This is a genomic window from Streptomyces sp. NPDC013157 (genome assembly GCF_042899865.1).
Classification (GTDB): domain Bacteria; phylum Actinomycetota; class Actinomycetes; order Streptomycetales; family Streptomycetaceae; genus Streptomyces.
This window is the reverse complement of the sequence record NZ_JBIBAK010000006.1, coordinates 281,402-307,170: the sequence shown is the minus strand read 5'-3', so window position 1 is coordinate 307,170 and position 25,769 is coordinate 281,402. Positions and strand designations below refer to the sequence as shown.

General features: G+C 70.4%; 23 protein-coding genes and 2 tRNA genes. 6 read left to right on the top strand and 19 right to left on the bottom strand.

Annotated elements, in window-relative coordinates:
* Nucleotides 1–365 precede the first annotated feature (365 nt).
* Nucleotides 366–1,667, top strand: coding sequence for a cytochrome b/b6 domain-containing protein (locus tag ACFY6U_RS20740; RefSeq protein ID WP_390040458.1), 1,302 nt, complete (start codon nt 366–368; stop codon nt 1,665–1,667).
* Nucleotides 1,664–3,277: an NADH-quinone oxidoreductase subunit NuoF family protein gene (locus tag ACFY6U_RS20735; RefSeq protein ID WP_181801638.1), complete on the top strand. Its 1,614-nt coding sequence runs from the start codon at nt 1,664–1,666 to the stop codon at nt 3,275–3,277. Before ACFY6U_RS20740 ends, ACFY6U_RS20735 begins: the two co-directional genes overlap by 4 nt.
* 180 nt (nt 3,278–3,457) lie before the next feature.
* Here the strand turns inward: ACFY6U_RS20735 and ACFY6U_RS20730 are convergent.
* Nucleotides 3,458–3,530: transfer RNA gene (locus ACFY6U_RS20730), tRNA-Ala, on the bottom strand.
* A 113-nt stretch (nt 3,531–3,643) separates the two neighbouring features.
* Here ACFY6U_RS20730 and ACFY6U_RS20725 point away from each other — a divergent pair.
* Complete coding sequence (locus ACFY6U_RS20725; RefSeq protein WP_390040140.1) at nt 3,644–4,855, top strand: glycosyltransferase 87 family protein; 1,212 nt, start codon at nt 3,644–3,646, stop codon at nt 4,853–4,855.
* Here the strand turns inward: ACFY6U_RS20725 and ACFY6U_RS20720 are convergent.
* The 3 genes from ACFY6U_RS20720 to ACFY6U_RS20710 all read right to left on the bottom strand — a co-directional run bounded on the left by ACFY6U_RS20720 (nt 4,834) and on the right by ACFY6U_RS20710 (nt 6,782).
* Nucleotides 4,834–5,067 carry a hypothetical protein gene (locus tag ACFY6U_RS20720; protein WP_006136074.1) on the bottom strand — a complete coding sequence of 78 codons (234 nt, stop codon included), beginning with the start codon at nt 5,065–5,067 and terminating at the stop codon, nt 4,834–4,836. The two genes, ACFY6U_RS20725 and ACFY6U_RS20720, sit on opposite strands and share 22 nt — an antisense overlap.
* A gap of 3 nt (nt 5,068–5,070) precedes the next feature.
* Entirely contained in the window at nt 5,071–5,244 is a 174-nt protein-coding gene (locus ACFY6U_RS20715; protein ID WP_107408581.1) for a hypothetical protein, read from the bottom strand.
* A gap of 68 nt (nt 5,245–5,312) precedes the next feature.
* Nucleotides 5,313–6,782, bottom strand: a complete 1,470-nt coding sequence (locus ACFY6U_RS20710; RefSeq protein ID WP_390040138.1) for an MFS transporter — start codon at nt 6,780–6,782, stop codon at nt 5,313–5,315.
* A 123-nt stretch (nt 6,783–6,905) separates the two neighbouring features.
* Here ACFY6U_RS20710 and ACFY6U_RS20705 point away from each other — a divergent pair, with 123 nt between their 5' ends.
* Nucleotides 6,906–7,817 carry a helix-turn-helix transcriptional regulator gene (locus ACFY6U_RS20705; protein ID WP_390040456.1) on the top strand — a complete coding sequence of 304 codons (912 nt, stop codon included), beginning with the start codon at nt 6,906–6,908 and terminating at the stop codon, nt 7,815–7,817.
* Nucleotides 7,818–7,878: 61 nt separating this feature from the next.
* Here ACFY6U_RS20705 and ACFY6U_RS20700 read toward each other — a convergent pair.
* The 7 genes from ACFY6U_RS20700 to ACFY6U_RS20670 all read right to left on the bottom strand — a co-directional run bounded on the left by ACFY6U_RS20700 (nt 7,879) and on the right by ACFY6U_RS20670 (nt 12,197).
* A tRNA-Ala gene (locus tag ACFY6U_RS20700) sits at nt 7,879–7,951 on the bottom strand.
* 111 nt (nt 7,952–8,062) lie between these two features.
* A complete protein-coding gene (locus tag ACFY6U_RS20695; RefSeq protein ID WP_390040136.1) occupies nt 8,063–8,731 on the bottom strand; it encodes a histidine phosphatase family protein in 669 nt (222 codons plus the stop codon).
* Complete coding sequence (rsfS, locus tag ACFY6U_RS20690; RefSeq protein ID WP_351492982.1) at nt 8,731–9,174, bottom strand: ribosome silencing factor; 444 nt, start codon at nt 9,172–9,174, stop codon at nt 8,731–8,733. The genes ACFY6U_RS20695 and rsfS overlap by 1 nt, the downstream gene beginning before the upstream one ends.
* 101 nt (nt 9,175–9,275) lie before the next feature.
* Nucleotides 9,276–10,988 carry an LCP family protein gene (locus ACFY6U_RS20685; RefSeq protein ID WP_390040134.1) on the bottom strand — a complete coding sequence of 571 codons (1,713 nt, stop codon included), beginning with the start codon at nt 10,986–10,988 and terminating at the stop codon, nt 9,276–9,278.
* A gap of 16 nt (nt 10,989–11,004) precedes the next feature.
* Entirely contained in the window at nt 11,005–11,688 is a 684-nt protein-coding gene (gene nadD / locus ACFY6U_RS20680) for a nicotinate-nucleotide adenylyltransferase (RefSeq protein ID WP_390040132.1), read from the bottom strand.
* Between the two features lie 69 nt (nt 11,689–11,757).
* Nucleotides 11,758–11,925: a hypothetical protein gene (locus ACFY6U_RS20675; RefSeq protein ID WP_167450157.1), complete on the bottom strand. Its 168-nt coding sequence runs from the start codon at nt 11,923–11,925 to the stop codon at nt 11,758–11,760.
* Nucleotides 11,926–12,035: 110 nt separating this feature from the next.
* A complete protein-coding gene (locus tag ACFY6U_RS20670) occupies nt 12,036–12,197 on the bottom strand; it encodes a hypothetical protein (protein ID WP_217549548.1) in 162 nt (53 codons plus the stop codon).
* Nucleotides 12,198–12,295: 98 nt separating this feature from the next.
* Here ACFY6U_RS20670 and ACFY6U_RS20665 point away from each other — a divergent pair, with 98 nt between their 5' ends.
* Complete coding sequence (locus ACFY6U_RS20665; RefSeq protein ID WP_390040454.1) at nt 12,296–13,396, top strand: M48 family metallopeptidase; 1,101 nt, start codon at nt 12,296–12,298, stop codon at nt 13,394–13,396.
* Between the two features lie 37 nt (nt 13,397–13,433).
* Here the strand turns inward: ACFY6U_RS20665 and ACFY6U_RS20660 are convergent, their stop codons facing one another.
* From ACFY6U_RS20660 to proB, 5 genes are all read right to left on the bottom strand, one after another.
* On the bottom strand, nt 13,434–14,504 hold the full coding sequence (locus ACFY6U_RS20660; protein WP_390040130.1) for a hypothetical protein: 1,071 nt from the start codon (nt 14,502–14,504) through the stop codon (nt 13,434–13,436).
* Between the two features lie 100 nt (nt 14,505–14,604).
* Nucleotides 14,605–15,183, bottom strand: a complete 579-nt coding sequence (locus ACFY6U_RS20655) for a hypothetical protein (RefSeq protein ID WP_390040128.1) — start codon at nt 15,181–15,183, stop codon at nt 14,605–14,607.
* A 151-nt stretch (nt 15,184–15,334) separates the two neighbouring features.
* Nucleotides 15,335–16,621 (bottom strand): glutamate-5-semialdehyde dehydrogenase, encoded by a 1,287-nt coding sequence (locus ACFY6U_RS20650; protein ID WP_351492991.1) that lies wholly within the window; start codon nt 16,619–16,621, stop codon nt 15,335–15,337.
* 136 nt (nt 16,622–16,757) lie between these two features.
* Nucleotides 16,758–17,186: a hypothetical protein gene (locus tag ACFY6U_RS20645; protein WP_293995677.1), complete on the bottom strand. Its 429-nt coding sequence runs from the start codon at nt 17,184–17,186 to the stop codon at nt 16,758–16,760.
* A 124-nt stretch (nt 17,187–17,310) separates the two neighbouring features.
* Nucleotides 17,311–18,438, bottom strand: coding sequence for a glutamate 5-kinase (proB, locus tag ACFY6U_RS20640; RefSeq protein ID WP_390040126.1), 1,128 nt, complete (start codon nt 18,436–18,438; stop codon nt 17,311–17,313).
* Between the two features lie 235 nt (nt 18,439–18,673).
* On the opposite strand from proB, the gene ACFY6U_RS20635 reads away from it, so the two are divergent.
* Complete coding sequence (locus ACFY6U_RS20635; protein ID WP_390040124.1) at nt 18,674–20,074, top strand: polysaccharide pyruvyl transferase family protein; 1,401 nt, start codon at nt 18,674–18,676, stop codon at nt 20,072–20,074.
* 16 nt (nt 20,075–20,090) lie between these two features.
* On the opposite strand, the gene ACFY6U_RS20630 is transcribed toward ACFY6U_RS20635, so the two are convergent.
* The 3 genes from ACFY6U_RS20630 to ACFY6U_RS20620 form a co-directional block, all read right to left on the bottom strand.
* Entirely contained in the window at nt 20,091–21,251 is a 1,161-nt protein-coding gene (locus ACFY6U_RS20630; RefSeq protein ID WP_390040452.1) for a glycosyltransferase family 2 protein, read from the bottom strand.
* 399 nt (nt 21,252–21,650) lie between these two features.
* Entirely contained in the window at nt 21,651–23,765 is a 2,115-nt protein-coding gene (locus ACFY6U_RS20625) for a hypothetical protein (protein ID WP_390040122.1), read from the bottom strand.
* Between the two features lie 152 nt (nt 23,766–23,917).
* Entirely contained in the window at nt 23,918–25,417 is a 1,500-nt protein-coding gene (locus tag ACFY6U_RS20620) for a D-ribitol-5-phosphate cytidylyltransferase (protein WP_390040120.1), read from the bottom strand.
* Between the last annotated feature and the right edge of the window lie 352 nt (nt 25,418–25,769).

Here is a 25,769-nt window from a genome sequence, read left to right as displayed (position 1 = left end):
CCCCTCACACAGGAGGGGACGCCGCGCCGATGCCGACCAGCCGTTTCGTCCGGCGGTCGGGACTGATCAGCGCGGCCCGCTAAGCAGAAGGCGTACGGCACGCATGGCGTCAGGGTACCGCAGCGCTTGAGCAAGCTGCGACGCGCTTGCGTATCAATGGTTGACACGTGCGTCTGAGGCGACCATCGGGACGAGAGTTGAACCAGGTTCAAAATTTACTTCGCGTAACGTCCGCTAAGGGACATCACAAGGACTGCGTCGCTCTTTGGTAACAACGCAATAACTCAAACCTCGTACTGATCGGTATGGCGCCACTTAGGCTGCGGCACCGGGACCGCTTTCCCGAACTGCTCGGAGTTGCCCCCATGAACCCTCGTCGTAGTAACAGCTCGCTTCCCAAGCCAGGCCGTTCGGCCTGGGGGGTGGCGTCCGCTGTCGTCCTGTTGCTCATACCCGTGGTTGTGCTGACCGGAGGCAGCCAGTTCCAATCGTTCCTGAACTTCGGCGCGGGCGTGCTCTCGCTCGTGTCGCTGAGCTGCTCGGTGATCTGGGGTCTGATCGCACAGGACCGCATCTTCCTCAACACCCGCCAGCGGATCGTCGGCCAGGCGGTGCACCGGACGACCGCGGTCGCCTCGATCGCGTTCCTGCTGGTGCACATCGTCACGAAGATCGCGCTGGATCACACCGTGGTGATCGCCGCGATCATTCCGTTCTCGCTCGGCATCACCGGAAGCGCCGGCCTGATCGGACTCGGTTCGCTGGCCGGACTCCTGATGATCTTCGTGGGTGTCACCGGCGCCCTGCGCAGCAATTTCGCCGCCCCGGCCGTCGTTGCGGCCCGCTGGCGGGCCATGCACATGCTGGCCTATCCGGCCTGGTGCGCAGCGCTGATCCACGGCCTGTACGCGGGCCGCGCGGCGAAGCCGTTCTTCATGATCTCGTACGACCTGTGCCTGATCGGCGTGATGGCGGCGCTGGCACTGCGCGCCGCCCCGCGTCCGTTCAAGCGGAGGGTGGCCGACCGTCTCGTCTCCGTCCTCGGCAGTTCGGAGCGGCCGGAGCTGGACGATCTGGACGCCAGCCGCGCCCGGGTGAGCGAGTCCGGGCTGCCGGGCTACGAGTCCATGCGGGAGCGCGAGCCGAGGCCGTCGCGCGCGGACACGGCGACCTCGCAGTCGAACCCGCTGTTCCCGTCCGCGGCGGCCGCCGCGCCCGGCCCCGAGCCGGCGTCCGGCTTCGCCGCCGCCTACCGGGCGACGTCCACGCCCGGCCAGCCCCAGTCGCCGTTCGCGGCCGGCCAGACCGCGCGCATGGAACGCCTGGACATGCAGGCCACGCAGTCCGCCCCGCGCGTGGACGGTCCGTCCAGCACCTCGGGCAGCTGGCCGATCCCGTCGCCGCCGCCGGTCGGCGAGGCACCCCGGTCGGCGTACGACCCGATGCAGGACACCGGATACAACATCCCGGCCTATGGCAATCCGGGCGCCGGCGGCACGGGCGGACGTGATGTGTACGACACGGGTGAGACGAATGCCCGGTACGGGACGTACAACTCGAATGACACGTACAACAGCGGTCCCGCCAGCGAACCAGCGCCCGGCGCGTCCTTCGACGCCCCGGGTTCGGGCGAACCTTGGAACACGCCTTCCGGAGGCTATAGGTGAACGAGGCCCTGCCCGACGTCCCAGAAGTCCGCGTGGTCGGCCTTCCGCAGCTCACGTCGGGCTTCGACCTTGTCGAAAGACTCGATCTGCCCATGCACCTCAAGGTGCACGGGCCGCTCGAACCCCTGGGCGGGGAGCAGCTCGCGCAGCTCTCCGAACGCATCAACCTGAAGGGCCGCGGCGGCGCGGGCTTCCCCTTCCACAAGAAGCTGCGCTCGGTCGCCGAGGCGGCGATCAAGCGCGGCGTACGGCCGGTCGTCGTCGTCAACGGCAGTGAGGACGAACCGGCCTGCCGCAAGGACACGGTGCTGATCAACCGTGCCCCGCATCTGATCCTTGACGGCGCGTTGCTCTGCGCGGAGGCGCTGGGTGCCCGCACGCTCGTGGTGGGGGTCACCCGGGAGTCCACGCAGCGTTCGATGGAGCAGGCGCTGGCCGAGCGCGGTCTGAGCAACGGCCGGCGTTCGGCGCTGAAGGCGTTCGTCCAGCGCAACCCGGTCCGCATGGTCACCGGTGCCGCCGCGTCGCTGATCCGCTCGATCGACGGCGGCCCGGCGATCCCGCCCGGCCGCAAGACCAGTGCCTCGCAGAACGGCGTCGGCGGCGCGCCCACCCTGCTGTCGAACGCGGAGACGTTCGCTCAGCTGGCGATCGCCGCCCGGATCGGCCCGGAGCGCTACGGCAACACCGGCCTGTACGACGAGCCGGGCACCGTCATGCTGACGGTCTCCGGCGCGGTCGCCCGCCCCATGGTGATCGAGGTCCCCACGGGTGTGCCGCTGCGCTACGTCCTGCAGCTGGCCGGCGCCCCGCCGGTGCCGCAGGGTGTGCTGACCGGCGGCTACCACGGCAAGTGGATCGACGCGGCCACCGTCAACGAGGCGATCGTCTCCCGCAACTCGCTCGACGCGGTGGGCGGTGCGCTGGGTGCCGGCGCCATCCTGCCGATCACGCAGGAGACCTGTCCGCTGGGCGAGTCGCTGCGGGTCGCCCAGTGGCTTGCAGAGGAGAGCGCGGGACAGTGCGGTCCCTGCTACCTGGGTCTGCCGGCGGCCGCGCGCGGTATGGAGGACATCCTGAACGGCGGCGGACCGGCCGCCCTGGAGGCGCTCAAGCAGGTCGCGAAGAACGTGAAGCGGCGCGGGGCGTGCTCGCACCCGGACGGCTCCGCGATGTTCCTCGAGTCGACGATCAAGGCGTTCACCGACGACCTCGCCGCGCACGTTCTCGGGAACGGCTGCGGACGGCCCGTTGAGGGCGTTCTGCCGCTCTTCGAGGACGGCAAGATGCCCACGGGCATCCCGGGCGGCGGAGAGCCCGAGGACAACGGCGGCGGCAGCCGGCAGAAGATCTACGTCGACTGGACGCTGTGCCGGGGCCACGGTCTGTGCGCGGACATCCTCCCGGAGGTCTTCGAGCTGGGCGCGGACGGTTTCCCGACGGTCGCGCAGGCGAAGGTGCCCAGGTTCGCGGAGGCCAAGGCGCTGCGTGCGGTGCGCCGCTGCCCGGCGCTCGCCCTGCGCCTGGAGGAGGACACACGCTCGCAGGCGCCGGCCAAGAACCTGCCGGTTCTCTCGCAGGGCCGCGGCCGCCGGGCGCTGGGGCGCTGATCGCACCTTTGCGCACACGTGGGGCGGGCCACCCTGATCGGGTGGCCCGCCCCACGTGTGCGAGAGGAGTCCGCGGGCGGAGTTCCCGCCGACAAGGTTTCCGCGGGTTTTCGGGACACTGTCGACCGGGACAACGTCGAAGGCGGACCATCCGTTCGGATGGTCCGCCTTCGACTTCTGTGGAGCTAAGGAGAATTGAACTCCTGACCTCCTGCATGCCATGCAGGCGCTCTACCAACTGAGCTATAGCCCCGTGTTTTGGTCCGCCCGGTTTCCCTGGCGGCGACGCCAACATTACACGGTCGAAGGGGTGCACCACCAAATCGTTTCCGTTCTGTATGGATACGGACGCTAGTGTCGGGCTTCGTGACCGTGATCGCGTTCTCCGAGACCCGGCGCCGGGTGCCGGTGGCCCTGGGGTCGTGTCTCCTGTCGTTCACGGCGTTCTGGGTGGCCCAGCGGGCCGCGCACGTCTCGATGATCGACCTGATGGTCTACCGGGCGGAGGGGGCGACCGTCCGCGCGGGCGGCGATCTCTACGCGCTGCGTACGACGGCGGCTCACCTGCCGTCCACCTACCCGCCGTTCGCGGCGCTGCTGTTCGTCCCGCTGACGCTGCTGGACGTCACGGGCATGCGCACACTGGCGACGGCCGGAAACCTGGTCCTGCTGCTGGTGTTCGTCGGGCTGTCGATGCGGCTCGTCGGGCACGCGCGCGTGGAGCACGTCCTGTGGGTCGCGGCGGCGGCGGTGTGGTGCGAGCCGGTATGGACGACCGTGCGCTACGGGCAGGTCAATCTGCTGCTGGCCGTACTGGTGCTGTGGGATCTGTCACGTCGTCCTGCCGAACGCCCGGACCGCTGGGCGGGGGTGGGTGTCGGGCTCGCGGCGGCGGTCAAGCTGACGCCCGCGCTGTTCGCGGTGTTCCTGCTCGCCACCGGCCTGGCCGCGCGCCTCGCCGGACGGGACGGCGGCCCGTGGCTGCGGCACGCGCGCGGGGCGGCCGCCGTCTTCGCGGGGGCGACCCTGCTGGCGGCGGCCGTCCTGCCGTACGACTCGTGGCGGTTCTGGACCGGGATGGTGTTCCGGACGGGACGGGTGGGGCAGGCCGAGGAGACCGCGAATCAGGCCCTGCGCGGCGTTCTGGCGCGTCTGCTGCACACTCCCGCCCCGGGAGCCCTGTGGGCCGCCGCGGCGGCCCTGACGGCCGTCCTGGGGCTCGCGATGGCGGTGACGGCGGAGTTGCACGGCCGGCGGCCCTGGGCAGTGGCCGTCTGCGCGGTGACCGCACTGCTGATCAGCCCGGTGTCCTGGTCGCACCACTGGGTGTGGTGCGTGCCGGTGGTGCTGCTGCTGTGGACCCGCGGGCACCGGACGGTGGCCGCGGGCGCGCTGCTGGTCTTCTGCTCGTACGCCCTGTGGTGGGTGCCGCACGGGCACGGGCGGCCCGAACTGCACCAGAACGCCGTCTCCTTGACGCTGTCGGCGCTCTACACGGTCACCGGGGTGCTGTTCCTCGCGCTCGCCCGGACATCGTTGCCGAGGCCGGGCCCCGGTCAGGCCGTGACGAACGAGTAGAAACGCTTGAGCGTGCAGTGCTCTTCGAGGAGCCGGCCGTAGATCGGCTCGCCCTCCAGCTCACGGTAGGTCTCGATCGGGTCGCCTTTTATGATCAGCGCCCGCGCACATTCCTCGCACCAGTACTGGTAGTCGGGGTTGATCGGCTCCATGTCGCGGACGATGGGCGTGCCGCTCCCGCACCAGTCGCACTTCCGCCTGTGTGCACCCATCGATCAGCTCCAGCTGTGGCCGCAGGCCGTGCACACGTAGGAGATCCCGCCGTTGTCGCCGAGCACTTGGGCGACATGCGCGGAACCGCAGGAAGGGCAGAGCAGCCGGGTGATCGTGTCCCGTATCAACGCCGCACCGAGGAGGTGGCCGCCCTCCTCAAGGATGCTCGCAGGCATCGCTACTCCTCCCGTCGGGCCGCGCCCCCTTCCGGCCGTTTGATTCTGCCACGGCCGGACCAATACGGTCAGCGACGCCTCAGTACCAGTCCGGACACGGCCCCCGCGGCCGCCGTCGCGGCGAGCGCCCATGCACAGGCTGTCAGCGCCTCCGCAGAGGTATACGCCTGCGGGCCCCCAACTGACTCAAGCCGGTTCAAGAACAGTGTGCCGAACGCGGCGACGCCGATGAGCTGACCGAGCTGGGTGACGGTCGCGAGGAGTCCGCTGGCGTCCGCGGCGTCCTCGGGGCGCACGGTTGCGAGCGCGCCGGTGAGCGTCGGGCTGAACGCGAGCGCGAGCCCCGCGCCCACGCCGGCGTACGCCACATAGAGCTGCACGCCCCCGTCGCCGCCCCCGTGGAAGGCGAGCCCGACACCGGCCACGCCCAGCGCCGTGAGCACGAACCCGGTCGGGGTCAGCGCCCGCTGCCACGCGGCCGGCCACCTGCGCCAGGTGAGAGCGACCGTGCCGAAGACGACGGCGGTCGGCGCGAAGGTGAGACCGGCGCGCAGCGCGCTGTAGCCGAGGCCGCGCTGGACGTGCAGGGTGAGGGTGAAGAGGAATCCGGCGTTGACGGCCATGACGGCGAGGATCCGCAGGACGGCCAGGCCCATGCCGGGGTGGCGCAGTACCCGGGGTGCGACGATCGGGGCGCCGCCGCGCCGGGCCAGCCTCGCCTCGTACCCGCAGAACAGCGCGAACAGGAGCACGGCGGCTGCCAGGGACAGCCAGGACCACAGCGGCCAGTCCTCCTCCTGGCCGAGGACCAGCGGGACCGTCAGCAGCGACACGGCGGCCCCCAGCAGGACGAGGCCGGGCAGGTCCAGGCCGCGGGCCCGCTCGGGGCCGGATCCGCCGCCGGGCGGCAGGACACGCCGGCCCAGGACGAGGAGTACGGCGCCGACGGGCACGTTGACGAGGAACACCGGCCGCCAGCCGGTGCCGAACAGGTCGGCGCTGACCAGGACGCCGCCGATGATCTGGCCGGCGGCGGCGCCGACCGCGAGGACCGCGGAGTAGGCGCCGAGCGCCCGTATGCGGGCCTCGCCGGTGAAGGCACGCTGGATGATGCTGAGGACCTGCGGGATCATCACCGCCGATCCGGCGCCCTGCACCAGCCGGAACACGATCAGCTCGGTGGCCCCCTGGGCCAGGCCGCAGGCGAGCGACGCCGTGGTGAACAGGGCGAGCCCTGCGAGGTGGACCCGGCCGTGGCCGAGCCGGTCGCCGAGCCGGGCACCGGTGATCAGCAGCACCGAGTACGTGATGGCGTAGCCGGCCACGACCAGCTGCAAGTCGGCGCCCGAGGCGTGGAGTTCGGAACCCATGGTGGGGGCCGCGACGTTCACGATGAAGACGTCCAGCACGGCCATGAACAGGGCCGAGAGGACGACCGCGAGGAGCAGCCGGGGCCGGTTGTCAGTGCCGGGTGCTTCACTTTTCGCAGGGGTCGGAGCGGGTGCGGGACCTGGTCCCGTCCGGGATGTCGTCGTCATGCGTCCGAGCGTGGCGGCGGGCCGGTACGGGTGCCGAGAGCCCGCCGATGCTGGTACTGGCAGCACCTGGCAGGGGACGGGGGCTGCGCCCACGATGGAGACGTGACGACGGGGGACGTGACGATGCCGACGACAGCACACCGCCGCAGGCCGGAGCTGGCCGCGTTCCTGCGCAGCAGGCGGGCCCGGGTGCAGCCCGCGGACGTCGGGATGCCGCCGGGGCTGCGGCGGCGCACGCCGGGCCTGCGCCGGGAGGAGGTCGCCCAGCTCTCGGGGGTGGGCGTGACCTGGTACACGTGGCTGGAGCAGGGCCGGCCGATCAACGCGTCGGCGCAGGTGCTGGACGCGGTGGCGCGGACCCTGATGCTGGACCTGCCGGAGCGGGAGCATCTGTACCGGCTGGCGGAGGTGCCGTTCGCCCCGGCGCCGGAGGGGCTGTCCCGGTCGGTCGGCGCGGAGGTGCAGGGGATCATCGACGCCCTCGACCCGCTGATGGCGGTGGTGTACACCTCGCGCTACGACGTGCTGGCCACCAACGCCGCCTACCGGGACCTGTTCCTGGTGCCGCAGACGGTGCGGATCGGGGTGCCGAACGTGCTGTGGACGCTGTTCACGGTCCCGGAGGAGAGCAGCCCGGTGGTGCACCTGCAGCGTGAACTGCCGGTGATGGTGGCGACCCTGCGTTCCTCCTACGGCAGACATGTCGGCGAGCCGGCCTGGGAGGACTTCATACGGGCGCTGTCCCAGGCCAGTGGGTACTTCGTCCGGTTGTGGGAGAGCGGGGCGGTGGCGCAGCCGGGGCCGCGGGTGAAGACGTTCCGTCATGAGGCGGTGGGCGAGCTGCGGATGACGTCGCAGTCGCTGTCGGTCGACGGGATGCCGGAGGCGCGGATCGTGGTCTACACGCCGGAGGACGAACGGACGCGGGAGCGGGTGGCGTTGCTGCGGGAGCGCAGGCAGCGGCTGTGGCCGGTGACGGAGGAGGAGGCCACCGAGATCATCCGGGAGTGGAACACAAGAAATCCCGCCCTCTGAAGAGGACGGGATTCTCACCACCGATCTTTGACAACTCGACAGTGCGTGGAGTGCCGATCTGTGGAGCTAAGGAGAATTGAACTCCTGACCTCCTGCATGCCATGCAGGCGCTCTACCAACTGAGCTATAGCCCCTTGCGTTCTTCCCGTCTTTCCGCTTGGCGGGGCGAACAAGAAGAACTTTAGCCTGCGACCTGCCGGAAAGTGAAATCCGGGCTCCGGACGGGCCGGGTGGCGACAGGTTCCTCAGTCGTCGTCGCCGAGGACGGCCTCCGGGAGGGTGCCGGCGTTGTGCTCCAGGAGCCGCCAGCCGCGGGCGCCTTCGCCGAGCACGGACCAGCAGCAGTTGGTGAGGCCGCCGAGGCTCTCCCAGTGCCGGGACTCCAGGCCGAGGAGGCGGCCGATGGTGGTGCGGATGGTGCCGCCGTGGCTGACGACCACGAGGGTGCCCTCCTCGGGGAGCTTCTCGGCGTGCCGGAGCACGACGGGGGCGGCCCGGTCGGCGACCTCGGTCTCCAGTTCGCCGCCGCCGCGGCGGACCGGCTCGCCGCGCTTCCAGGCGGCGTACTCGTCGCCGTGGCGGGCGATGATCTCCTCGTGGGTGAGTCCCTGCCACACGCCCGCGTAGGTCTCCCGCAGTGCCTCGTCGCGGATCACGTCGAGGCCGGTGAGGGCGGCGAGCTGGGCGGCCGTGTCGGCGGCCCGCTGCAGGTCGGAGGAGACGATCGCGTCCGGGCCGAGGGAGGCGAGCAGGCGGGCCGCGCGGCGGGCCTGGCCGATGCCGGTCTCGGTGAGCTCGACGTCGGTGGAGCCCTGGAAGCGGCGCTCCACGTTCCAGGCGGTCTGGCCGTGCCGCCACAGGATGATGCGGCGGCCGCGGCCCCTGCTGGCGGTCACCTCGCCCGTGGCGCTCATCACCAGTCCCCGCCCGGCTCGCCGGAGTCCTCGGCGGCCTGCAGCCTGGCGTGCTCCGCCGCCTTGCCGCGGGTGGCCTTGGCGTCGGCGGGCAGCTCGATCTCGGGGCAGTCCTTCCACAGCCGTTCCAGGGCGTAGAAGACGCGCTCCTCGCTGTGCTGGACGTGGACGACGATGTCCACGTAGTCGAGCAGGATCCAGCGGGACTCGCGGTCGCCCTCGCGGCGCACCGGCTTGGCGCCGAGTTCTTTCTGGAGTCGTTCCTCGATCTCGTCGACGATCGACTTGACCTGGCGGTCGTTGGGCGCGGAGGCCAGCAGGAAGGCGTCCGTGATCGACAGGACGTCGCTGACGTCGTAGGCGATGACGTCGTGGGCGAGCTTGTCGGCGGCCGCCTGCGCGGCGGCGGTGATGAGCTCGAGGGAACGGTCGGTGGCGGTCACTGCGTGGCTTTCCGTCGGCGGTCGTTTGACGTCAAGGGTCTCACGGACCGCAGGGCGCACCCCACGTGATTACCGGGTCACGTGGGGTGCGGCGGGCCCTCTCAGGAGGAGGACGGCTTGTAGTCCTGGCCGAGGACGATGGAGACGTCCGCGCCGGAGCCGACGGTGCCCTTCCGGACGGCACCCGTGCCGAGGCCGAGGGTCTTGGCGACCTCGGTGGCGTTCTCCTTGTCGGCGGCGTCGGAGTACAGCACCTTGGAGGTGGCCTGGGTGCCGGAGGCCGTACCGCCTTCCAGGAAGGTGTAGCCGCCGTTGACGAGGACCACGCGGGCCTTCTCGGTGTCGTCCTTGACGCCGGTGGCGTTCTGGACGGAGACGCGCACCGCGGATCCCGCCGACGGGCTCTTGGCGGTGCCGCCGAGGATGTCCTTGACGACGCTGGAGCTGGTCTGGGTGCTGAGGGTGCCGTCGCTCTGGACGGGCAGCAGGGCGGTCTTGTAGTCGCCGTCCTTGGCGAGGTCGGCGAGCTTGGCGAGGAAGGTGCCGAGGTCCTTGTCGGTGAGGGACGGGTCGAGGATCTGCGCGAGGGTCTGCACGGTGGTCGTCGCGGCGGAGGCGTCTGAGGACAGCTTGCGCAGCACCCCCTGCATGACCTGTCCGAAACGCTCCAGCTGGGCGTTCTGGGCCTCGCCCGAGGCGCGGTAGGTGGCGTAGGCGACGGCGGCCTTGCCCCCGAGGGTCTGGTCCTTGCCCTGGTGGACCAGGGGCTCCTCGCCCTTCTTCTTGGCGTCCGGGTCGGGGACGTCGGCGTTGGTGTCGATGTCGATGTTGCCGACGAGTTCGACGAGGTTCTGCAGGTAGGGGGTGTCGAGGCGCCAGGTGCCCTCGATGCTGGTGCCCAGGACGGTGTCGAGCTGGTCGCGGGTGCCGGAGGAGCCGTCGTCGTCGACGGACTTGGCGAGGGTCGTGGTGGTGCCGTCGTCGTCGGTGAGGGCGAGGGAGTTGGGCAACAGGACGGTGCTGCCCTGCTTGGTGGTGGTGTTGTCGACGAGCAGCACGGTCGAGGTGCCGCCGCCACCGGTGTTGTGCAGGTGGACGACGATCACGTCGCGTTTCTGGGCGGCCACCGAGGTCGTCGTGCCGCCCTTGGCGGTGGAGGACGACAGGCCGGGGATCTTTCCGGCGTACCAGAGGTAGCCGACGCCGCCGACGGCGACCAGGGCGAGGACGACGACCAGGGCGATCAACCGGCTGCGGGCGCGGCGCTTGGCCTCCTCGCGGCGCTCGGTGCGGTTCTCGGTGAAGTTCAGCCAGTCGATGACGTCCTCGGAGTCGCCGTCGGGCTGTTCGACGAACGCGAACTGGCCGGTGTGGTAGTCCCGTTCGTCGTCGTCCTGCCGGGGACCGGTCTCGCGGTCGGCCGGTCCGGCCTGCTGCGGGATGTGCGCGGTCTGCTCGGCGACCCGGGGCTGCCGGCCGCTGGTGGCCGCCTGCCCGTAGGGGTCGTAGGCGGTGTGGCCGCCGGTGCCGTACGGGTCGTACGGGGGCGTGGCCGGCTGCCGGCCGGTGTCGTGGACGGCGGCCTGCTGCCCGGTGTCGTACGACGGCGCGGCCTGCTGCCCGCCGCCCGCGTACGGGTCGTACCCGTAGCCCTGCCCCTGCCCCTGCCCCTGCCCCTGCCCCTGCCCTGCGTACGGGTCGTACGTCTGCTGCTGTTGCGCAGGGATCTGGCGGTACACCGGCTGCCCGTACTCGTCGTAGCCGACGAGTTCGTACTGGTCGCTTCCGTAGCCCGCGTCGTATCGGTCGTTCACCGGTGCCCCTCTCGGCTCACTCGCCGCGGTACAGCTCGCGCTTGTCGATGTAGCGCACGACTCCGTCCGGCACCATGTACCAGATGGGGTCGCTCTTGGCGACTCTCGCACGGCAGTCTGTGGAGGAGATGGCGAGCGCGGGAACCTCCACCAGCGAGACGCCGCCCTCGGGAAGACCGCGGTCGGTCAGGTGGTGGCCGGGCCGGGTGCAGCCGATGAAGTGGGCCAGGGAGAAGAGCTCCTCCGAGTCCCGCCAGGTGAGGATCTGGCCGAGCGCGTCGGCACCGGTGATGAAGAACAGGTCGGCGTCGGGGTTGAGGGCGCGCAGGTCGCGCAGGGTGTCGACGGTGTAGGTGGGACCGCCGCGGTCGATGTCGATACGGCTGACGGAGAACTGCGGGTTCTCCGCGGTCGCGATGACCGTCATCAGATAGCGGTCCTCGGCCGGTGAGACGGCGCGGGAGGTCTTCTGCCACGGCTGCCCGGTGGGCACGAAGACCACCTCGTCGAGGTGGAACTGGGCGGCGACCTCGCTGGCCGCCACGAGGTGCCCGTGGTGGATCGGGTCGAACGTTCCGCCCATGACACCGAGGCGGCGTTTGCCAGTGTGCGCGGGGCCCGCCGGCGTGTACCGCGGCCGTGTCGCCATGTCGTCGGCCTCGTCAGCTGCCGGACCGGTAGGCATGTCCTGCTCTCCCATGCGTGCAGACCCTACCGGCCCGGTCCGTGGGCCCCGCCCGGAGGACCGGTGCCGGGCTCGGCGTCCGGCTCAGCGGTCGCGGTTGAAGCGGGTGGTGATCCACAGCAGGAGCAGCAGGATGACGAAGGCGCTGCCGCCGGTGACGGCCGGGTTGAGGCTGTTGTGGTTGCCGCCGTGCTCCTCGCCCTCTGCGGCGAGGGTGACCAACTGGGCAGCGGCGCTGTGGAGATTCATCATCTGCGGCAGGACCTATCGCGTGTGGACGGGATAAAGATGTCGGCTCATCGTATGCGGGCGCCCCGGCGGCGATCACGCCGACTCCTCCGTTGGGGAACGATCCCGGCGGCTCAGTCGTCCTTCTGTTTGTACCCGCGCAGCAGGAACCAGGCGGTCAGTGCGCAGCCGACGAACATGACGACGATGACGACCCGGAGCAGATCGCCCGAGCCCTGATGCTGGGCGGCGCTCGCGGCCTGGGTGAGCCAGGCGGCCGGGGGGTGGTGCTCCATGAGGACTCCTTCGGCTGTACTGCCCGTCCACGGTATCGCCGCCTAGGCTGGGCTCTGCCCCGGGGGCACGGCAGACACTCACGCACATGGGGGATGACATGTCCGACGACGGCCACGAGCAGAACGGGCACGAGCGGGTGCCGAGCAGGCAGCGCAGGCGGTTCCCGGGGATCTCCTCGCGTGCGTACGAGCATCCCGCGGACCGTTCGGCGCTGGTGGCGCTGCGCAGGCTCAGCGGCTTCGACGCGGTGTTCAAGGCGCTCAGCGGGCTGCTTCCGGAGCGGAGCCTGAGGCTGCTGTTCCTGTCCGACTCGGTCCGGGTGTCCGACCAGCAGTTCGTCCACCTGAACGACATGCTGCGGGACGCCTGCTACATCCTGGACCTGGAGAAGGTCCCGCCGATGTACGTGACGCAGGATCCGCAGCCGAACGCGATGTGCATCGGCCTGGACGAGCCGATCATCGTGGTGACCACGGGCCTGGTGGAACTTCTCGACGAGGAGGAGATGCGGGCGGTCGTCGGCCACGAGGTCGGGCACGCGCTGTCCGGGCACTCGGTGTACCGGACGATCCTGCTGTTCCTGACCAGCCTCGCGCTCAAGGTCGCCTGGATCCCGCTGGGCAACCTGGCGATCCTGGCGATCGTGACGGCCCTGCGGGAGTGGTTCCGCAAGTCGGAGCTGTCCGCCGACCGGGCCGGGTTGCTGGTGGGCCAGGATCTGCGGGCCTCGATGCGTGGACTGATGAAGATCGCGGGCGGCAACCACCTGCACGAGATGAACGTGGACGCGTTCCTGCAGCAGGCCGAGGAGTACGAGGCGGGCGGCGACCTGCGTGACTCGGTCCTGAAGATCCTGAACGTACTGCCGCGCTCGCACCCCTTCACCACGGTCCGCGCGGCCGAGCTGAAGAAGTGGGCCGCGTCGCGCGACTACCAGCGGATCATGGACGGTCACTACCCGCGGCGCACCGAGGACAAGGACGCCTCGGTCGGCGACTCGTTCAAGGAGTCCGCGGCGAGCTATGCCAGTGACGTGAAGACGTCCAAGGACCCGCTGATGAAGCTGGTCACAGACATCGCGGGCGGGGCCGGGGGCCTGGGCGGCCGGGTCAAGCGCGGCTTCGACGGGTTCACGAGCGCGCCCCCGCCGAAGGACGCACCGCCCCGGGACACCTCCCCGGAGGACGGCGAGGCGTAGCGGGGCCGGGCTCTCTTCGGGTTTCCGGCTCGCCCGCTCAGACCTTCGGTTCGGCCGCGGTGGACAGCGTCCCGCACAGGGCGGTGGCGCTGTCCGTGGCGAACGGGTTCGTGCCCGCGGGGCCGCCCGCCTTGGCCGTCTGGCCGGCCAGCAGGGGGTGCAGGTGGTCGGCGGCGTCCTCGGCGCAGGACAGGGGGCCCGCCTGGACGTAGGACACGACCAGCTGGGCCTGGTGCAGGCGCAGGTCGTCGCGGTCGAAGCGGAAGGTCAGCTGGCGGCGCACGGTGAACAGGGACGCCTGGGCACCCGCCGGGGCGCCGGTGGGCCGCAGCGCGTAGACGAAGGTGTGGTCGGCGGTGACCTCCAGGGTGGCCGGGTCGGTCTCGGCGGCCGTCAGGTTGCCCTGGACGCGGATCCTCGGGTCGGCGAGCTCGGCGCGGGTGGGGTCGAAGCGGACCAGCCATCCGGTGGGGGCGTGCCGGCCGTCCGCCGCGGGGTGGTCGACGCTCTGGTCAAACTGGTCGAGCTGAGCGGGGTCGAGCAGCGCCCGCGCGGGCCGCACCGCGCTGCTGTCGAGGACCTCGGGGTAGAGCGAGGAGCGGACCAGGTAGTCCTTGGCCGTGGTCAGGGCGGTGACGACCTGGCTGTCGGAGAAGTGCGCGGTGCTCCGGGCGGCCGGCAGCGGTATCCCCTCGGCGCCGACCTCGTACTGCGCGGCCGGGCTGTGCGCGAACAGCGTCTCGGCGTCGGCGGCACCGGGCACCTTGCCCTGCGGGGAGAGCGGTATGACGGTCATCCGCAGGGGTTCGACGGGCTGCCGGGCGTCGTCGGTGCCGTAGGGGTGGCGGACACCCATGTAGATCGCGGTGCCGAAGGCGACGAGGATCAGCACGACGAGGATCAGGGCCTGCCGGGTGAGGCCCCGGCGCAGGGGCGGGCGACGGCGTACCGCGGGCGCGTGGTCGGTCATGCGTTCGCGTGCGGAGGACTCCTGGAGGCGGGCAGCGCGGACGAACGATTCGTCGAAGACGACGGATCGGTACTCGTCCTCTCCACCCACGGGGCCGCCCTCGGGTGTCCCCTCAGGTGGGTCTCCTGGCCCGCCCATACTCTCAGAGTAGGTCTCGGGAGCCTCAGGTAAACGCCCTGCTACGCGACAACTTCTGACAGGTTCTCACCAGGACTGCCACCAGGGCAGCCGCAATCGCTCAGGGGGTGCGCGGGACCACCGAGGCCGCCGGCTTGGCGGGCTGGGAGTAGTCGGCGGACACGGAGGGTGCCGCCGCGGTGCCCTGTTCCTGGCCGGTGGAGGGGGGCCTGGGCACCTGGTCGCGGCTGCTGCCCGAGGAGGCGCTGCGGTAGACCGCGGCGAAGGCGAGCGCGACCATGCCGATGCCCATGACGAGGGCGAGCACCCAGGCGACGGGACGGTGCCAGCGGACGTGTTTGCCGTACGTCCCGGAGGCGCCGTACCGGTCCTCGAGTACGTCGGTGTCGTCCAGGTCGTCGAGTTCGCCGCCGAGGTCGGTGCCGTCCGGGCTGTAGCGGTCGTCGTAGCGCTCGCCTCTGGCGTGGGCGCGGCGGGCTTCGGCCTCGGAGGCCTCGGCTCTGGCCTGGGCGGCGGCAAGGAGGCGTTCGACGGCGGTCGGCTCGTGGACCACGGCCGCCTTCACGAAGGCCTCGTCGAAGACCACGGAGTCGAACTCTTCGTCCGACATTCCGTGGCCATGGTCGTCGTCGGGCTCCCAGCCGTCAGGGAACGGCGTGCCCCCCACGTCCTCCGGCACGGATCCAGAGTAGACCTGGGGGGTCAATTTGGGCAGACGGTATGGAAATTCATAGGCCCGGTGAGACGCCTCTCACGCCGACCGGGGCTCGCGTACGCCCTGCCGCGCGCCCGCACGCCGTAACGGGGTGCGCGGCTGGGCCGTACGGGCGTCAGCGGCGGATGTGGCCGTCGCCGGTGACGATGTACTTGGTGCTGGTCAGCTCCGGCAGGCCCATGGGGCCGCGGGCGTGCAGCTTCTGGGTGGAGATGCCGATCTCGGCGCCGAAGCCGAACTGGCCGCCGTCGGTGAAACGGGTGGAGGCGTTCACGGCGACCGTGGTCGAGTCGACCAGCTGGGTGAAACGGCGGGCGGCCTGCTGTGAGGTGGTGACGATGGCCTCGGTGTGCCCGGAGGTCCACAGCCGGATGTGCTCCACGGCCCGGTCGAGGGAGTCGACGACGGCGGCGGCGATGTCGTACGACAGGTACTCGGTCTCCCAGTCCTCCGGGACCGCCTCGACGACGGTCGCCTTGGAGTCCTTGGCGTAGGCGAGGACGCGTTCGTCGCCGTGCACGGTGACGCCGGCCTCGGCGAGGGCGTCCAGGGCGCGCGGCAGGAACTCGGGGGCGATGTCCTGGTGGACGAGGAGGGTCTCGGCGGCGTTGCAGACGCTGACCCGCTGCGCCTTGGAGTTGATCAGGATGTCGACGGCCATGTCGATGTCGGCGTGGGCGTCGACGTAGACGTGGCAGTTGCCGGTGCCGGTCTCGATGACCGGGACCTTGGACTCCATGACGACCGTCTGGATGAGGGAGGCGCCGCCGCGCGGGATGAGGACGTCGACGAGGCCGCGGGCGCGCATCAGCTCGTGGACGGACTCGCGGCCCTCGCCGGGGACCAGCTGTACGGCGTCGGCGGGCAGCCCGGCGCCGCCGACGGCGTCGCGCAGGACGCGGACGAGGGCGGTGTTTGACGCGTGGGCGGAGGCGGAACCGCGCAGCAGGACCGCGTTGCCGGACTTCAGGCAGAGCGCGGCGGCGTCGACGGTGACGTTCGGGCGGGCCTCGTAGATGATGCCGACGACGCCGAGCGGCACGCGGACCTGGCGCAGGTCGATGCCGTTGGGGAGGGTGGAGCCGCGGACGACCTCGCCGACCGGGTCGGGCAGCTTTGCCACGTCGCGGACGTCGGAGGCGATGGCGCGGACCCGCTCCGGGGTGAGGGTCAGACGGTCGACGATCGCCTCGCTGGTGCCGTTCTCGCGGGCCTTGGCGATGTCCTTGGCGTTGGCCTCGACGATCTCGCTGGTACGGACCTCCAGGGCGTCCGCGACGGCGAGCAGCGCGTCGTCCTTCACGGCCCGCGGCAGCGGCGCGAGGTCGGCGGCGGCGGCCTTGGCACGGTAGGCGGCCTGGGTGACCGGGGACATGGCGTCGTACGGCGAGAGCGTGGTCATGAAGGAAGGGTAGTGCGCCCCGGCGGGCCGTCCGCGCGGCATCCCACACCGCGAGACGTGGATCAAAACGGGCGATTACCGGCGGGCGGCGGAGGCGGCCCAGGAAGGGCCGGAAGGGTCGGAAGGGCCGGGAGGATCAGAAGGGGTGGATGCCGACCGGTGTCGCGGGCGGCGGGCCGTAGCCCTCGGCGACGCGCTGGTGGTAGGTGGCGCGGTCGATGACCTCGAGACCGACGATCTCCCAGGCGGGCAGGCCGGCGGTCTGGCGGTGCTCCCCCCACAGGCGCAGGGCGACGGCGGCGGCGTCGTGGAGGTCGCGGGCCTCTTCCCAGTAGCGGATCTCGGCGTGGTCGCAGGCGTAGCGGCTGGTGAGGAGGAACGGGTGGTCGTGGGCCAGCTGTTCGAGTCCGCGGCGCAGTTCCGGCAGGGGGACCTCGGCACCGCAGACGCTGAGGGTGACGTGCCACAGGCGCGGCAGGTCCTTCGGCTCCTCGTAGGTGTCCCCGGCCGCGACGCTCGTCAGAGCACCGCGGGAGGCCGCAGCCCCAGGGCGCACTCGTCTCACGACGGCCTCCTTCAGCTGTGCTCGTACGGAACGTGGTCCTGAGACAAAGTTGAGCAGGCCGCAAGGGTTCGTGTGGCGGTTTTACCGAACGTCCCCCACCGGGGTCCGTCGTTACGCCCCGTTTTTACGGGTGCAGGATCACCAGGTCGTCCCTGTGTACGACCTCGCGTTCGTACGCCCGTCCCAGCTCGCGTGCCAGCTCCCTGGTCGAACGCCCGATCAGCTGGGGGATCTCCTTGGCGTCGAAGCTGACGAGTCCGCGGGCCACCGCGCGGCCTTCGGTGTCGCGCAGTTCGACCGGGTCGCCGGCGGCGAACTCGCCCTCCACCGCGGCGATCCCGGCCGGCAGCAGCGATTTGCGGCCCTCGACGACCGCGCGGACGGCGCCGTCGTCGAGGGTGAGGGAGCCCTGCGGGGTGGAGGCGTGCTGAAGCCACAGGAGGCGGTCTGCGGACCGTTTGCCGGTGGGATGGAAGTAGGTGCCGGTGTCGCCGCCCAGGAGCGCGTCGGCGGCGTGCACGGCGCTCGTGAGGACCACCGGGATGCCCGCGGCGGCGGCGATCCGGGCGGCCTCCACCTTGGTGACCATCCCGCCGGTGCCGACGCCCGCCTTTCCGGCGCTGCCGATCTCGACGCCCGCGAGGTCCTCCGGGCCCTTCACCTCCGCTATCCGCGAAGTGCCGGGCCTGCTGGGGTCGCCGTCGTAGACGCCGTCGACGTCGGAGAGGAGGACCAGCAGGTCGGCGTGGACGAGGTGGGCGACGAGGGCGGCGAGGCGGTCGTTGTCGCCGAAACGGATCTCGTCGGTGGCGACGGTGTCGTTCTCGTTGACGATCGGGAAGGCACCCATCGCGAGGAGCTTGTCGAGGGTGCGGGAGGCGTTGCGGTGGTGGACTCGGCGGCTCATGTCGTCGGAGGTGAGCAGGACCTGCCCGACGCGGACGGCGTAGCGGGCGAAGGAGGCGGTGTAGCGGGCGACGAGCAGGCCCTGGCCGACGCTGGCGGCGGCCTGCTGGCGGGCCAGGTCCCGGGGGCGGCGGCGCAGGCCGAGGGGGGCGAGTCCGGCGGCGATGGCACCGGAGGAGACGAGGACGATCTCCTTCTCCCCGCCGCTGCGGCTCTTGGCGAGGACGTCGACGAGCGCGTCGACGCGGTCGGCGTCCAGGCCACCGGAGGCGGTGGTCAGCGAGGAGGAGCCCACCTTGACGACGATCCTGCGGGCCTCGCCGACGGCCTGCCTAGCCCTTGCCACGTCCTGTCCCCACTTCCTTGCGCGTGGCAGCAATCTACGCGAAGGGGACCGGCGCCAGGCCCGACCGTCCAGCCTCCGGACAGGCGAGGGCAAGGGACGGACCAGGGACGGACCAGAACAGTACGTGATGACTCTTTTACGTACCGCACACGGCAAAAAGGTTGTGTTGACTGTCTATAGAAATCGAAACGAACTCAAAGTTAACTTGAAGTTTGTGTCATCCAAAGATCGCCGCGTGAAGCGCATCCTCCTCAGGTCGGGAAAGAGCCCCTACGACGTCGTCACCGTCGAGGAAGCCCTGCACCGGGACGTCATCGCCACCAATTCGGGCAACCTGATCTTCAGCGACGCCGCCCACAAGATCCTTGAGACGCCGGGCACCGAAGTCGTCTCGAACGGCATGCCCTCCGACGTCTCCGCCGCCGCCCGCATCAACGAGGAGTACGACGCCTTCGTCGTGCCGCTCGCCAACGCCTTCAGGCCGTCCTTCGAAAGCGCCCTGAAGCGCATGACCCGGCTGATCTCGAAACTGAACATCCCGGTGGTCGTGCTCGGCGTCGGTGCGCAGACCGGGGTGAGCTACAACCCGGACCGGCTGAAGCGGATGGAACCGACCGTACGGGAGTTCTGCGCGGCGGTGCTGGAGCGCAGTGCGTCGATCGGTGTGCGGGGCGAGTTCACCGAGCAGTACCTGAAGGCCATGGGCTTCAAGGACGTCGAGGTCATCGGCTGCCCTTCGCTGTTCATGTACGGCGAGCGGCTCCCGGTGCACAAGAAGGCACTGGAGTTGACGCCCGAGTCGCGGATCGCGATCAACGGCTCGCACAGCGCCGTACGCGCGCAGGGCCTGGACCGGATCATCACGCGCACCCACGAGCGCTATCCGAAGCTGCGTTTCGTCGGCCAGAACCTCTCTGACGCACGGCAGTTGCACTGGCGCGACCTGTCGGATCCCAACGCCGCGGTGACCGGGATGCCGACCCACCCGGACCATCCGATGTTCCGCGAGGACAAAGTACGGGTCTATGTCGACCCGATCACCTGGATCGACGATCTGCGCTCGTTCGACTTCTCCTTCGGATCGCGCATCCACGGCAACATCGCGGCGCTGCTGGCGGGCACGCCGGCCACCGTGCTGTGCGGCGACTCGCGGACGCTGGAACTGTGCCGATACTTCGAGATTCCGCACCGGCGGCTGGACCGGGCGGTGAAGGATCCCGAGTCGGCGGATCCGGCGAAGCTGTATGCGGAGGCCGACTTCGGCGGACTGGTCGGCGGCCACCGCGAGCGTTTCGAACGGTTCACCGGGTTCCTCGACAGGAACGGGCTGGAGAACACCTTCACGCACGGCGACGGCGGAGCGGCCTTCGAGGAGCGGATGCGGACGCTGGCCTTTGCGCCGGGGATCCGCCCCTGGAACGACACGGACGTCGACTCGCTCTCCTCGCGGTTCGGCTGGCTGCACAGCCGTATCGACGAACTGTCGCTGGACAACGCCCGGCTGGAGAGGGAGCTGGCGCGTGCCGGGGCCCGCGCCGCGAAGGCGACCGCCGCGCAGCAGCCGGCCTCGGTCTACCGCCGGGCCCGGCGGGCCGTCGGCAGGCCGATCCGGCGGGCGCTGGGGTCGGGCGGATAGGCGCGCGGCGGCCGGGTCAGGCGGCCGCGGGCTTCACGTCCCGGACGGGCAGGGACCGCCGCAGCTTGCGCAGCGCGCGCCGCACGAAGGTGTTGGCCGCCTCCTCACGGTAGCCCTCGACGGCGCGGGCCTCGCGGGGTTCGGCGAGGTAGATCCGGTCGGGGATGCCGGCCGCCTCGGAACGGAAGTGCGGGTAGCCGAGGTAGACGCGGGTGCCGCGCCCCTCCAGGACCGGAGTGGGCTGCTTCTTCGCGCGTACGAACTCCAGGACGTCCGGGAGGAGTTCGGTGCGGCGGACGGCGACCAGGTGCAGCTGGAGCCGTTCGTGGACCTTGAGGCGGCGGGCCACCTCGGAGTTCCAGTGGGCGTCCATCAGCGGCTCGGCGAGTTCCAGTTTGTGCTGCCGCACCTCGTCGGTGTCCTTGAGGAACCGGGGGCCGAACTGCGGGAGCAGTGTGACCTTGAACGGCCGGACCATCAGGCTGTCGCGCCGCGGCCCTGCCGGGACCATCTCGGCGATCAGGTTCATCAGGGCGCGCGCGGAGTCGAAGCGGAGGGTGTAGCCGCCGCTCTTGGTGACGTGTTTGCCGTCCTCACGGCCGACGAGGTAGTAGCAGGGGTAGTCGGCGACGACCGAGACGCCGTCGGCGCGCAGATAGGCCTCCATGGTGAACAGCGCGTCCTCGCCGGTCCACAGGGACTCGTCGAAGCGCATGCTGTGGCGTTCCAGCAGGTCTCGGCGGAAGAGTTTCTGGGCGCTGAGCGTGAACTTGATGTTGGAGGAGAAGACGTCGGTACGGTCGAGCGTCTTTCCCCACATCGACTGCGGGGGTTTGCGGTTGATTCCCTCAACCTTGCCGACGACGACGTCGGTGCCGTTCTTGTCCGCCATCGCGACCATGCGCTCCAGGGCCTGGTCACCGAGCCGGTCGTCGGCGTCCAGGAAGAACACGTAGCGGCCGGCGGCCTTGGCGAGGCCGACGTTGCGCGGGCCGCTGGGTCCGCCGGAGTTCTCCTGGCGGATCACGGTGACCTGCATGGCGGCGCGGGCCGCGAACTCCTCCAGGCACTCCCCCGTGCCGTCGGTCGATCCGTCGTCGACGGCGATGACCTCCATACGGGTCGGGTCGAGGGTCTGGCGCTCGACGGAGGCCAGGCACTCGACCAGGTACGGCATCGCTTCGTACGCCCCGATGATCACGGTCACATCAGGCTGCGCAACGACGGTCACGTTTCCCCCTAGTCAATGGTGCGTTCCCCCTGCGTCACCTCGATCGCAACGTCTTAGATGGCTGATCGGCACGACAGGTTGCCCTGGAGGACGCACTCAGTGGCCCAGCTCACATGACGAACAGACAGCTGGGTGGTGTACAGCGGGTTACACCGGACAGTACGGACGTGCGGTAAGAGCTGCTCAACAAGAACGGCGAAGCATGGGTAAGAAGAAAGCCGCGCATCCCTAAGCAGAGGTAAGAGAACACGGCGCGAGAACGAGACCGCGAAACGGGAACGCGAAACGGGCTCGGTCCCGGGGAGAAGTCCCTGGGACCGAGCCCGTCGGCCGTTGCGGCAGAGGTCAGCCGGCGGTCGCGCCCTCCGCCTCGCCGGGGGTCGTCCGCGGCTTTCCGCCGGGCAGCGCCTCGGCGAGTTCGGCCGCCTCGGGGTCGCCGGCCGCGATCCGGGCCTCCTGGCCCAGGTTGCGGGTCTCGGCCTTGCGGGCGAGCGCGGCCACCGCGTCGTTGAACTGCTGGATGGAGGTCGGCTCGTCCGGCCCGAGCAGGTAGTGCTTGAGCTCGGCCCGGTCCGCGGCCAGCGGATCGGCCGACGGGTCGCGTACGGCGTCCAGCAGGCCGCCGAGTTCCTTGGCGCTGTTGGAGAGGATCACGGCGGCACGCACGGCGGTGTTCGCCCGCTTGAACTCCTCCACGCCGACGCCGGCCGAGTCGGTGACGGCGTACGGCTTGCCGCTCGCGATGAAGTCGGAGACCACGCTGGAGATGTCGGAGACCATCGCGTCGGAGACGTTGAAGCAGTCGTACAGGCGGGGTTCGGCGCCTGTGATGACGGCGTGCTGGTACGGCGGCAGGGCCTGCCAGTAGGAGTCGTTCCAGGCGGCGCGCAGCCGGGCGATCTCCTCGTGCTTCTTCAGGTCGACGACGTCGTCCCGGCTGGCCTCGGCCTCGTCGCGCTTGTCGTCGCCGGTACCGGCCAGTTCGGTCAGGCGGGTCTCGATGCGGGTCAGTTCGGCCTGTGCCGCCGCCTGGGCGGCCGGGTCGGCGGTGAAGCGGGCGTCGGTGGCGCGGGCGGTGGCGGCCTTCTGGACGAGGGCGGTGACGCGCCGGTGGGCGGCGCCGGCCTCGGCGCTGACGGTGCCGGTGAAGGGGTGCGGCTTGTAGAGAACGCGGACCGGCGGGTCGGCCTTGACCAGCTTCTTCACGATGTTCTCGCCGGCGAGCACGAGGGAGGTGTTGCCGGGGTTGCCGTCCCAGCCCTCCCAGGTGGGCGCGTAGAGCACAGTGGGGATGCGGCCGTCGGGGGCGCCCTGCAGGCTCTGGATGGGGGCCAGCTGGGGGCGGCCGACCTCGACGATGTCGTCGTCGCGGACGCCGACGTCGGCGATGGCGTACCGGTCGCGGCCCGCGCGGCCCGCGGTCCACACCTCGTCGTACGCCTTGCTGAACGGGTTGACGCTGGCCAGCTTGTCGCTGTCGCCGTGGCCGATGAAGACGTGCTTCATCGTGGGGACGCGCAGCAGGTGGATGTTCTTGCCGACGTTGGCCGCGTAGAGGGCGACGCGGACCGTGGAGAGGTCCATGTTCATCAGGTGCACGCCGCCGGGCACGCAGATGACGGGGACGGTGGTCGGGGCGAGGCTCTGCAGGATGACCCGCTCGCGCAGCAGGATCAGCGGGCGGGACTCCAGCTGTTCCATGGTCTCCAGCCACATGTTGACCTGGTAGGCGGAGTCCTTGGAGCCGGAGAAGTACAGCACGGTCCCGGGCCGGTACTCGGCCAGCCAGTCGTCGACGGCGGCCAGCACGGTGTCGGCGTCCGGCGGGGTCTTGCGGCCGCGCACGTAGGGCATCAGCACCACTACGTACAGGCAGCCCAGGGCGAGGGTGATGCCGATGCCGACGAATCCGGCGACCACGTCGTCCGTCGCCGCCGAGATCAGCAGGCCGACGACGGCCGCGAGGTCGAGGTGGAGCATCTTCTCGGCGGAGCGGTCGAGCAGGCCGCGCGGCGGGGCGTCCGGGATGCGGATGCGGGACTTCAGGTCGACGTTGCGGGTGGCGACCGGCATCCGGCGGCGGTTGCGGATCAGGGTGACCAGTGCGCCGTGCGGGGCCTGCAGGCCGTAGAAGGCGATGAAGCAGGCGATCGCGCCGTAGAAGACCAGGCCGTTGGAGAGGTCCATCCTGGCCAGCAGCAGGATCAGCAGCAGCTGCCGGATCAGGAAGCGGATCGACAGACCGGCCCGGACCTTGCTGAGGCGGTTGACGAGGTAGCTGCCCTTGCGGTGCAGGTAGTGGTCCGCCAGGTACGTGACGGCGGCCGCGGCCGCGAAGGCGTAGACGCTCGGGACGAGCGCGGCGACCATGAGGGCCGGGAAGCCCAGGATCATGAGTGCCGCCGCGGCCAGCTCGGCCGCGCTGCCCACTCGGGCGACGCGAATAGCGGTGGATATCACGGAGAACCTTTTGCTGACAAAAAGGCCTGAATTCGACCTTGCGGACAATCTTGGAGGTGGTCGATCCGGGTTCTACGGGTTCAGGCCCCTGCGATTGCTCCGCGAACGCGCAACCACAGAGGCCTGAATTACAGATGACTAATGGTTGTCGATTATGCCACGCCGTCCTGTCGGTCCAGGACACTGGCCAGGGCCTGCTCGAAGCCGGAGGCCTGGCCGGCGGCCGCCGTCGGGTCCTGCTGGCGGACGTCGATGACATGGCCGGTGAGCTCGGAGAGCAGCACGTCGAGGGAGGTGCGGGCGACGGCCTCGGAGGAGAGCAGCGAGCCCGTCGGCTCCTGGCCGAACGCCTTGGTGCGCATCGGGGTGGCGGTGCGCTCGGGGTTGATGCAGTTGACGCGGATGGCGTCGCCGGCCCACTCGTCGGACAGGGCCTGGGTGAGGTTCACCATGGCCGCCTTGGTCGAGGAGTAGAGGCTGTACTCGGCGCGGCCGCGGGTGTAGCTGCTGGAGGTGTAGAGCAGCAGCTGGCCCTGGGTCTCGGCGAGGTACTTGTAGCTGGAGCGGGCGATCTGCACCGGGGCCAGGTAGTTGACCTTCAGCGCCTCCTCGATGGTGGCGTTGTCGGTCTCGGCGAGCTTGCCGATGCGGAGCACGCCCGCGGTGTTGACGACGTAGTCGATGCGCCCGGTCTCGGCGTACGCCTTGGAGAGCGCGTCGTCGACCTCCTCCGGGTTCTCCACGTGGGTGCCGGTGGTGGAGCGGCCCAGCGCGTAGACGCTCGCGCCGTAGGACTCGGCGAGTTCGGCGATGTCCTTGCCGATGCCGTACGAGCCGCCGAAGATCACCACGGTCTTGCCGGTGAGGAGTTCGCGGTAGGCGTCCTCGCCGTTCTGCTCGGGGGCGGCGGTGGAGGCGAGCTGGAAGAGCTTGTCGGCGATGAAGACGTCGACGGGCTGGGTGACCTTCATGTTGTACTCGTCGCCGGCGACGACGTGGATCGGCACGTCCGGCAGGTACTTGAGGACGACGGAGCAGTCGTCGGTGGCCTGGAAGTTGGGGTCGCCGTCGGCGACCTCGTAGGCCCGCTTGATCGTGGACAGCTTGAACGCCTGCGGGGTCTGGCCGCGGCGCAGCCGGGCGCGGTCCGGGATCTCGGTGATGAACTCGCCGTCCCCGCCGTGGGTCCGCGTGACGATGATGGTGTCGGCGGACGGGATGGCGACGTCGACGGCCTGGTAGCGCTCCAGGGCGGTGACGCAGTCGTCGATGACGCGCCGTGACAGCAGGGGGCGTACGGCGTCGTGGAAGAGGACGTTGAGGTCCTCGCCCTCGGCCAGGCCTTCGCCGAGCGCCTCGATGGCACGCTCGGTGGTCTCGTTCCGCGTGTTGCCGCCCTCGATGATCTTCTTGACCTTCGCGAACCCGGCCTTGGCGACGATCTTCTCGACGTCCTCGACGTAGCCCGGGGCCATCAGCACGATGATGTCGTCGATCGAGTCGGCCTTCTCGAAGGTGGCCAGGGTGTGCTCGATGACGGCCTTGCCGGCGATCTTCAGCAACTGCTTCGGGATCGACAGACCCACCCGCTGGCCGGTGCCACCGGCCAGGATCACTGCGGTGGTTCGGGGCTTGGCTATGTGCTGGGACACAGGTGACCTACCTTGGGGCATCAGGGAACCAGGAAATGGTCCCACTTCCGGTAACCGCTGTGCAAGGTGAGCGCCGTCCACTGCATATGTGCGCGCAACCTTTCATTCACCTTGCGTCGCTGGTGATGGGCGCCGCCCACCGGACCACTGGAAGAGTTCCGTGAATTTGCTGTGAGTAACTACACAGGGCATTTCGATTGCGGTGCGTGACGCGATGCACGTCTCAGCGGCGCTACGCCGTGGGGGGGGGGGGGGGGGGCCGCCCCCGCCCCCCCCCCCCCCCCCCCCCCCCCCCCCCCCCCCCCCCCCCCCCCCTTTTATAAAAGGGGCCCCCCCCCCCCCCCCCCCCCCA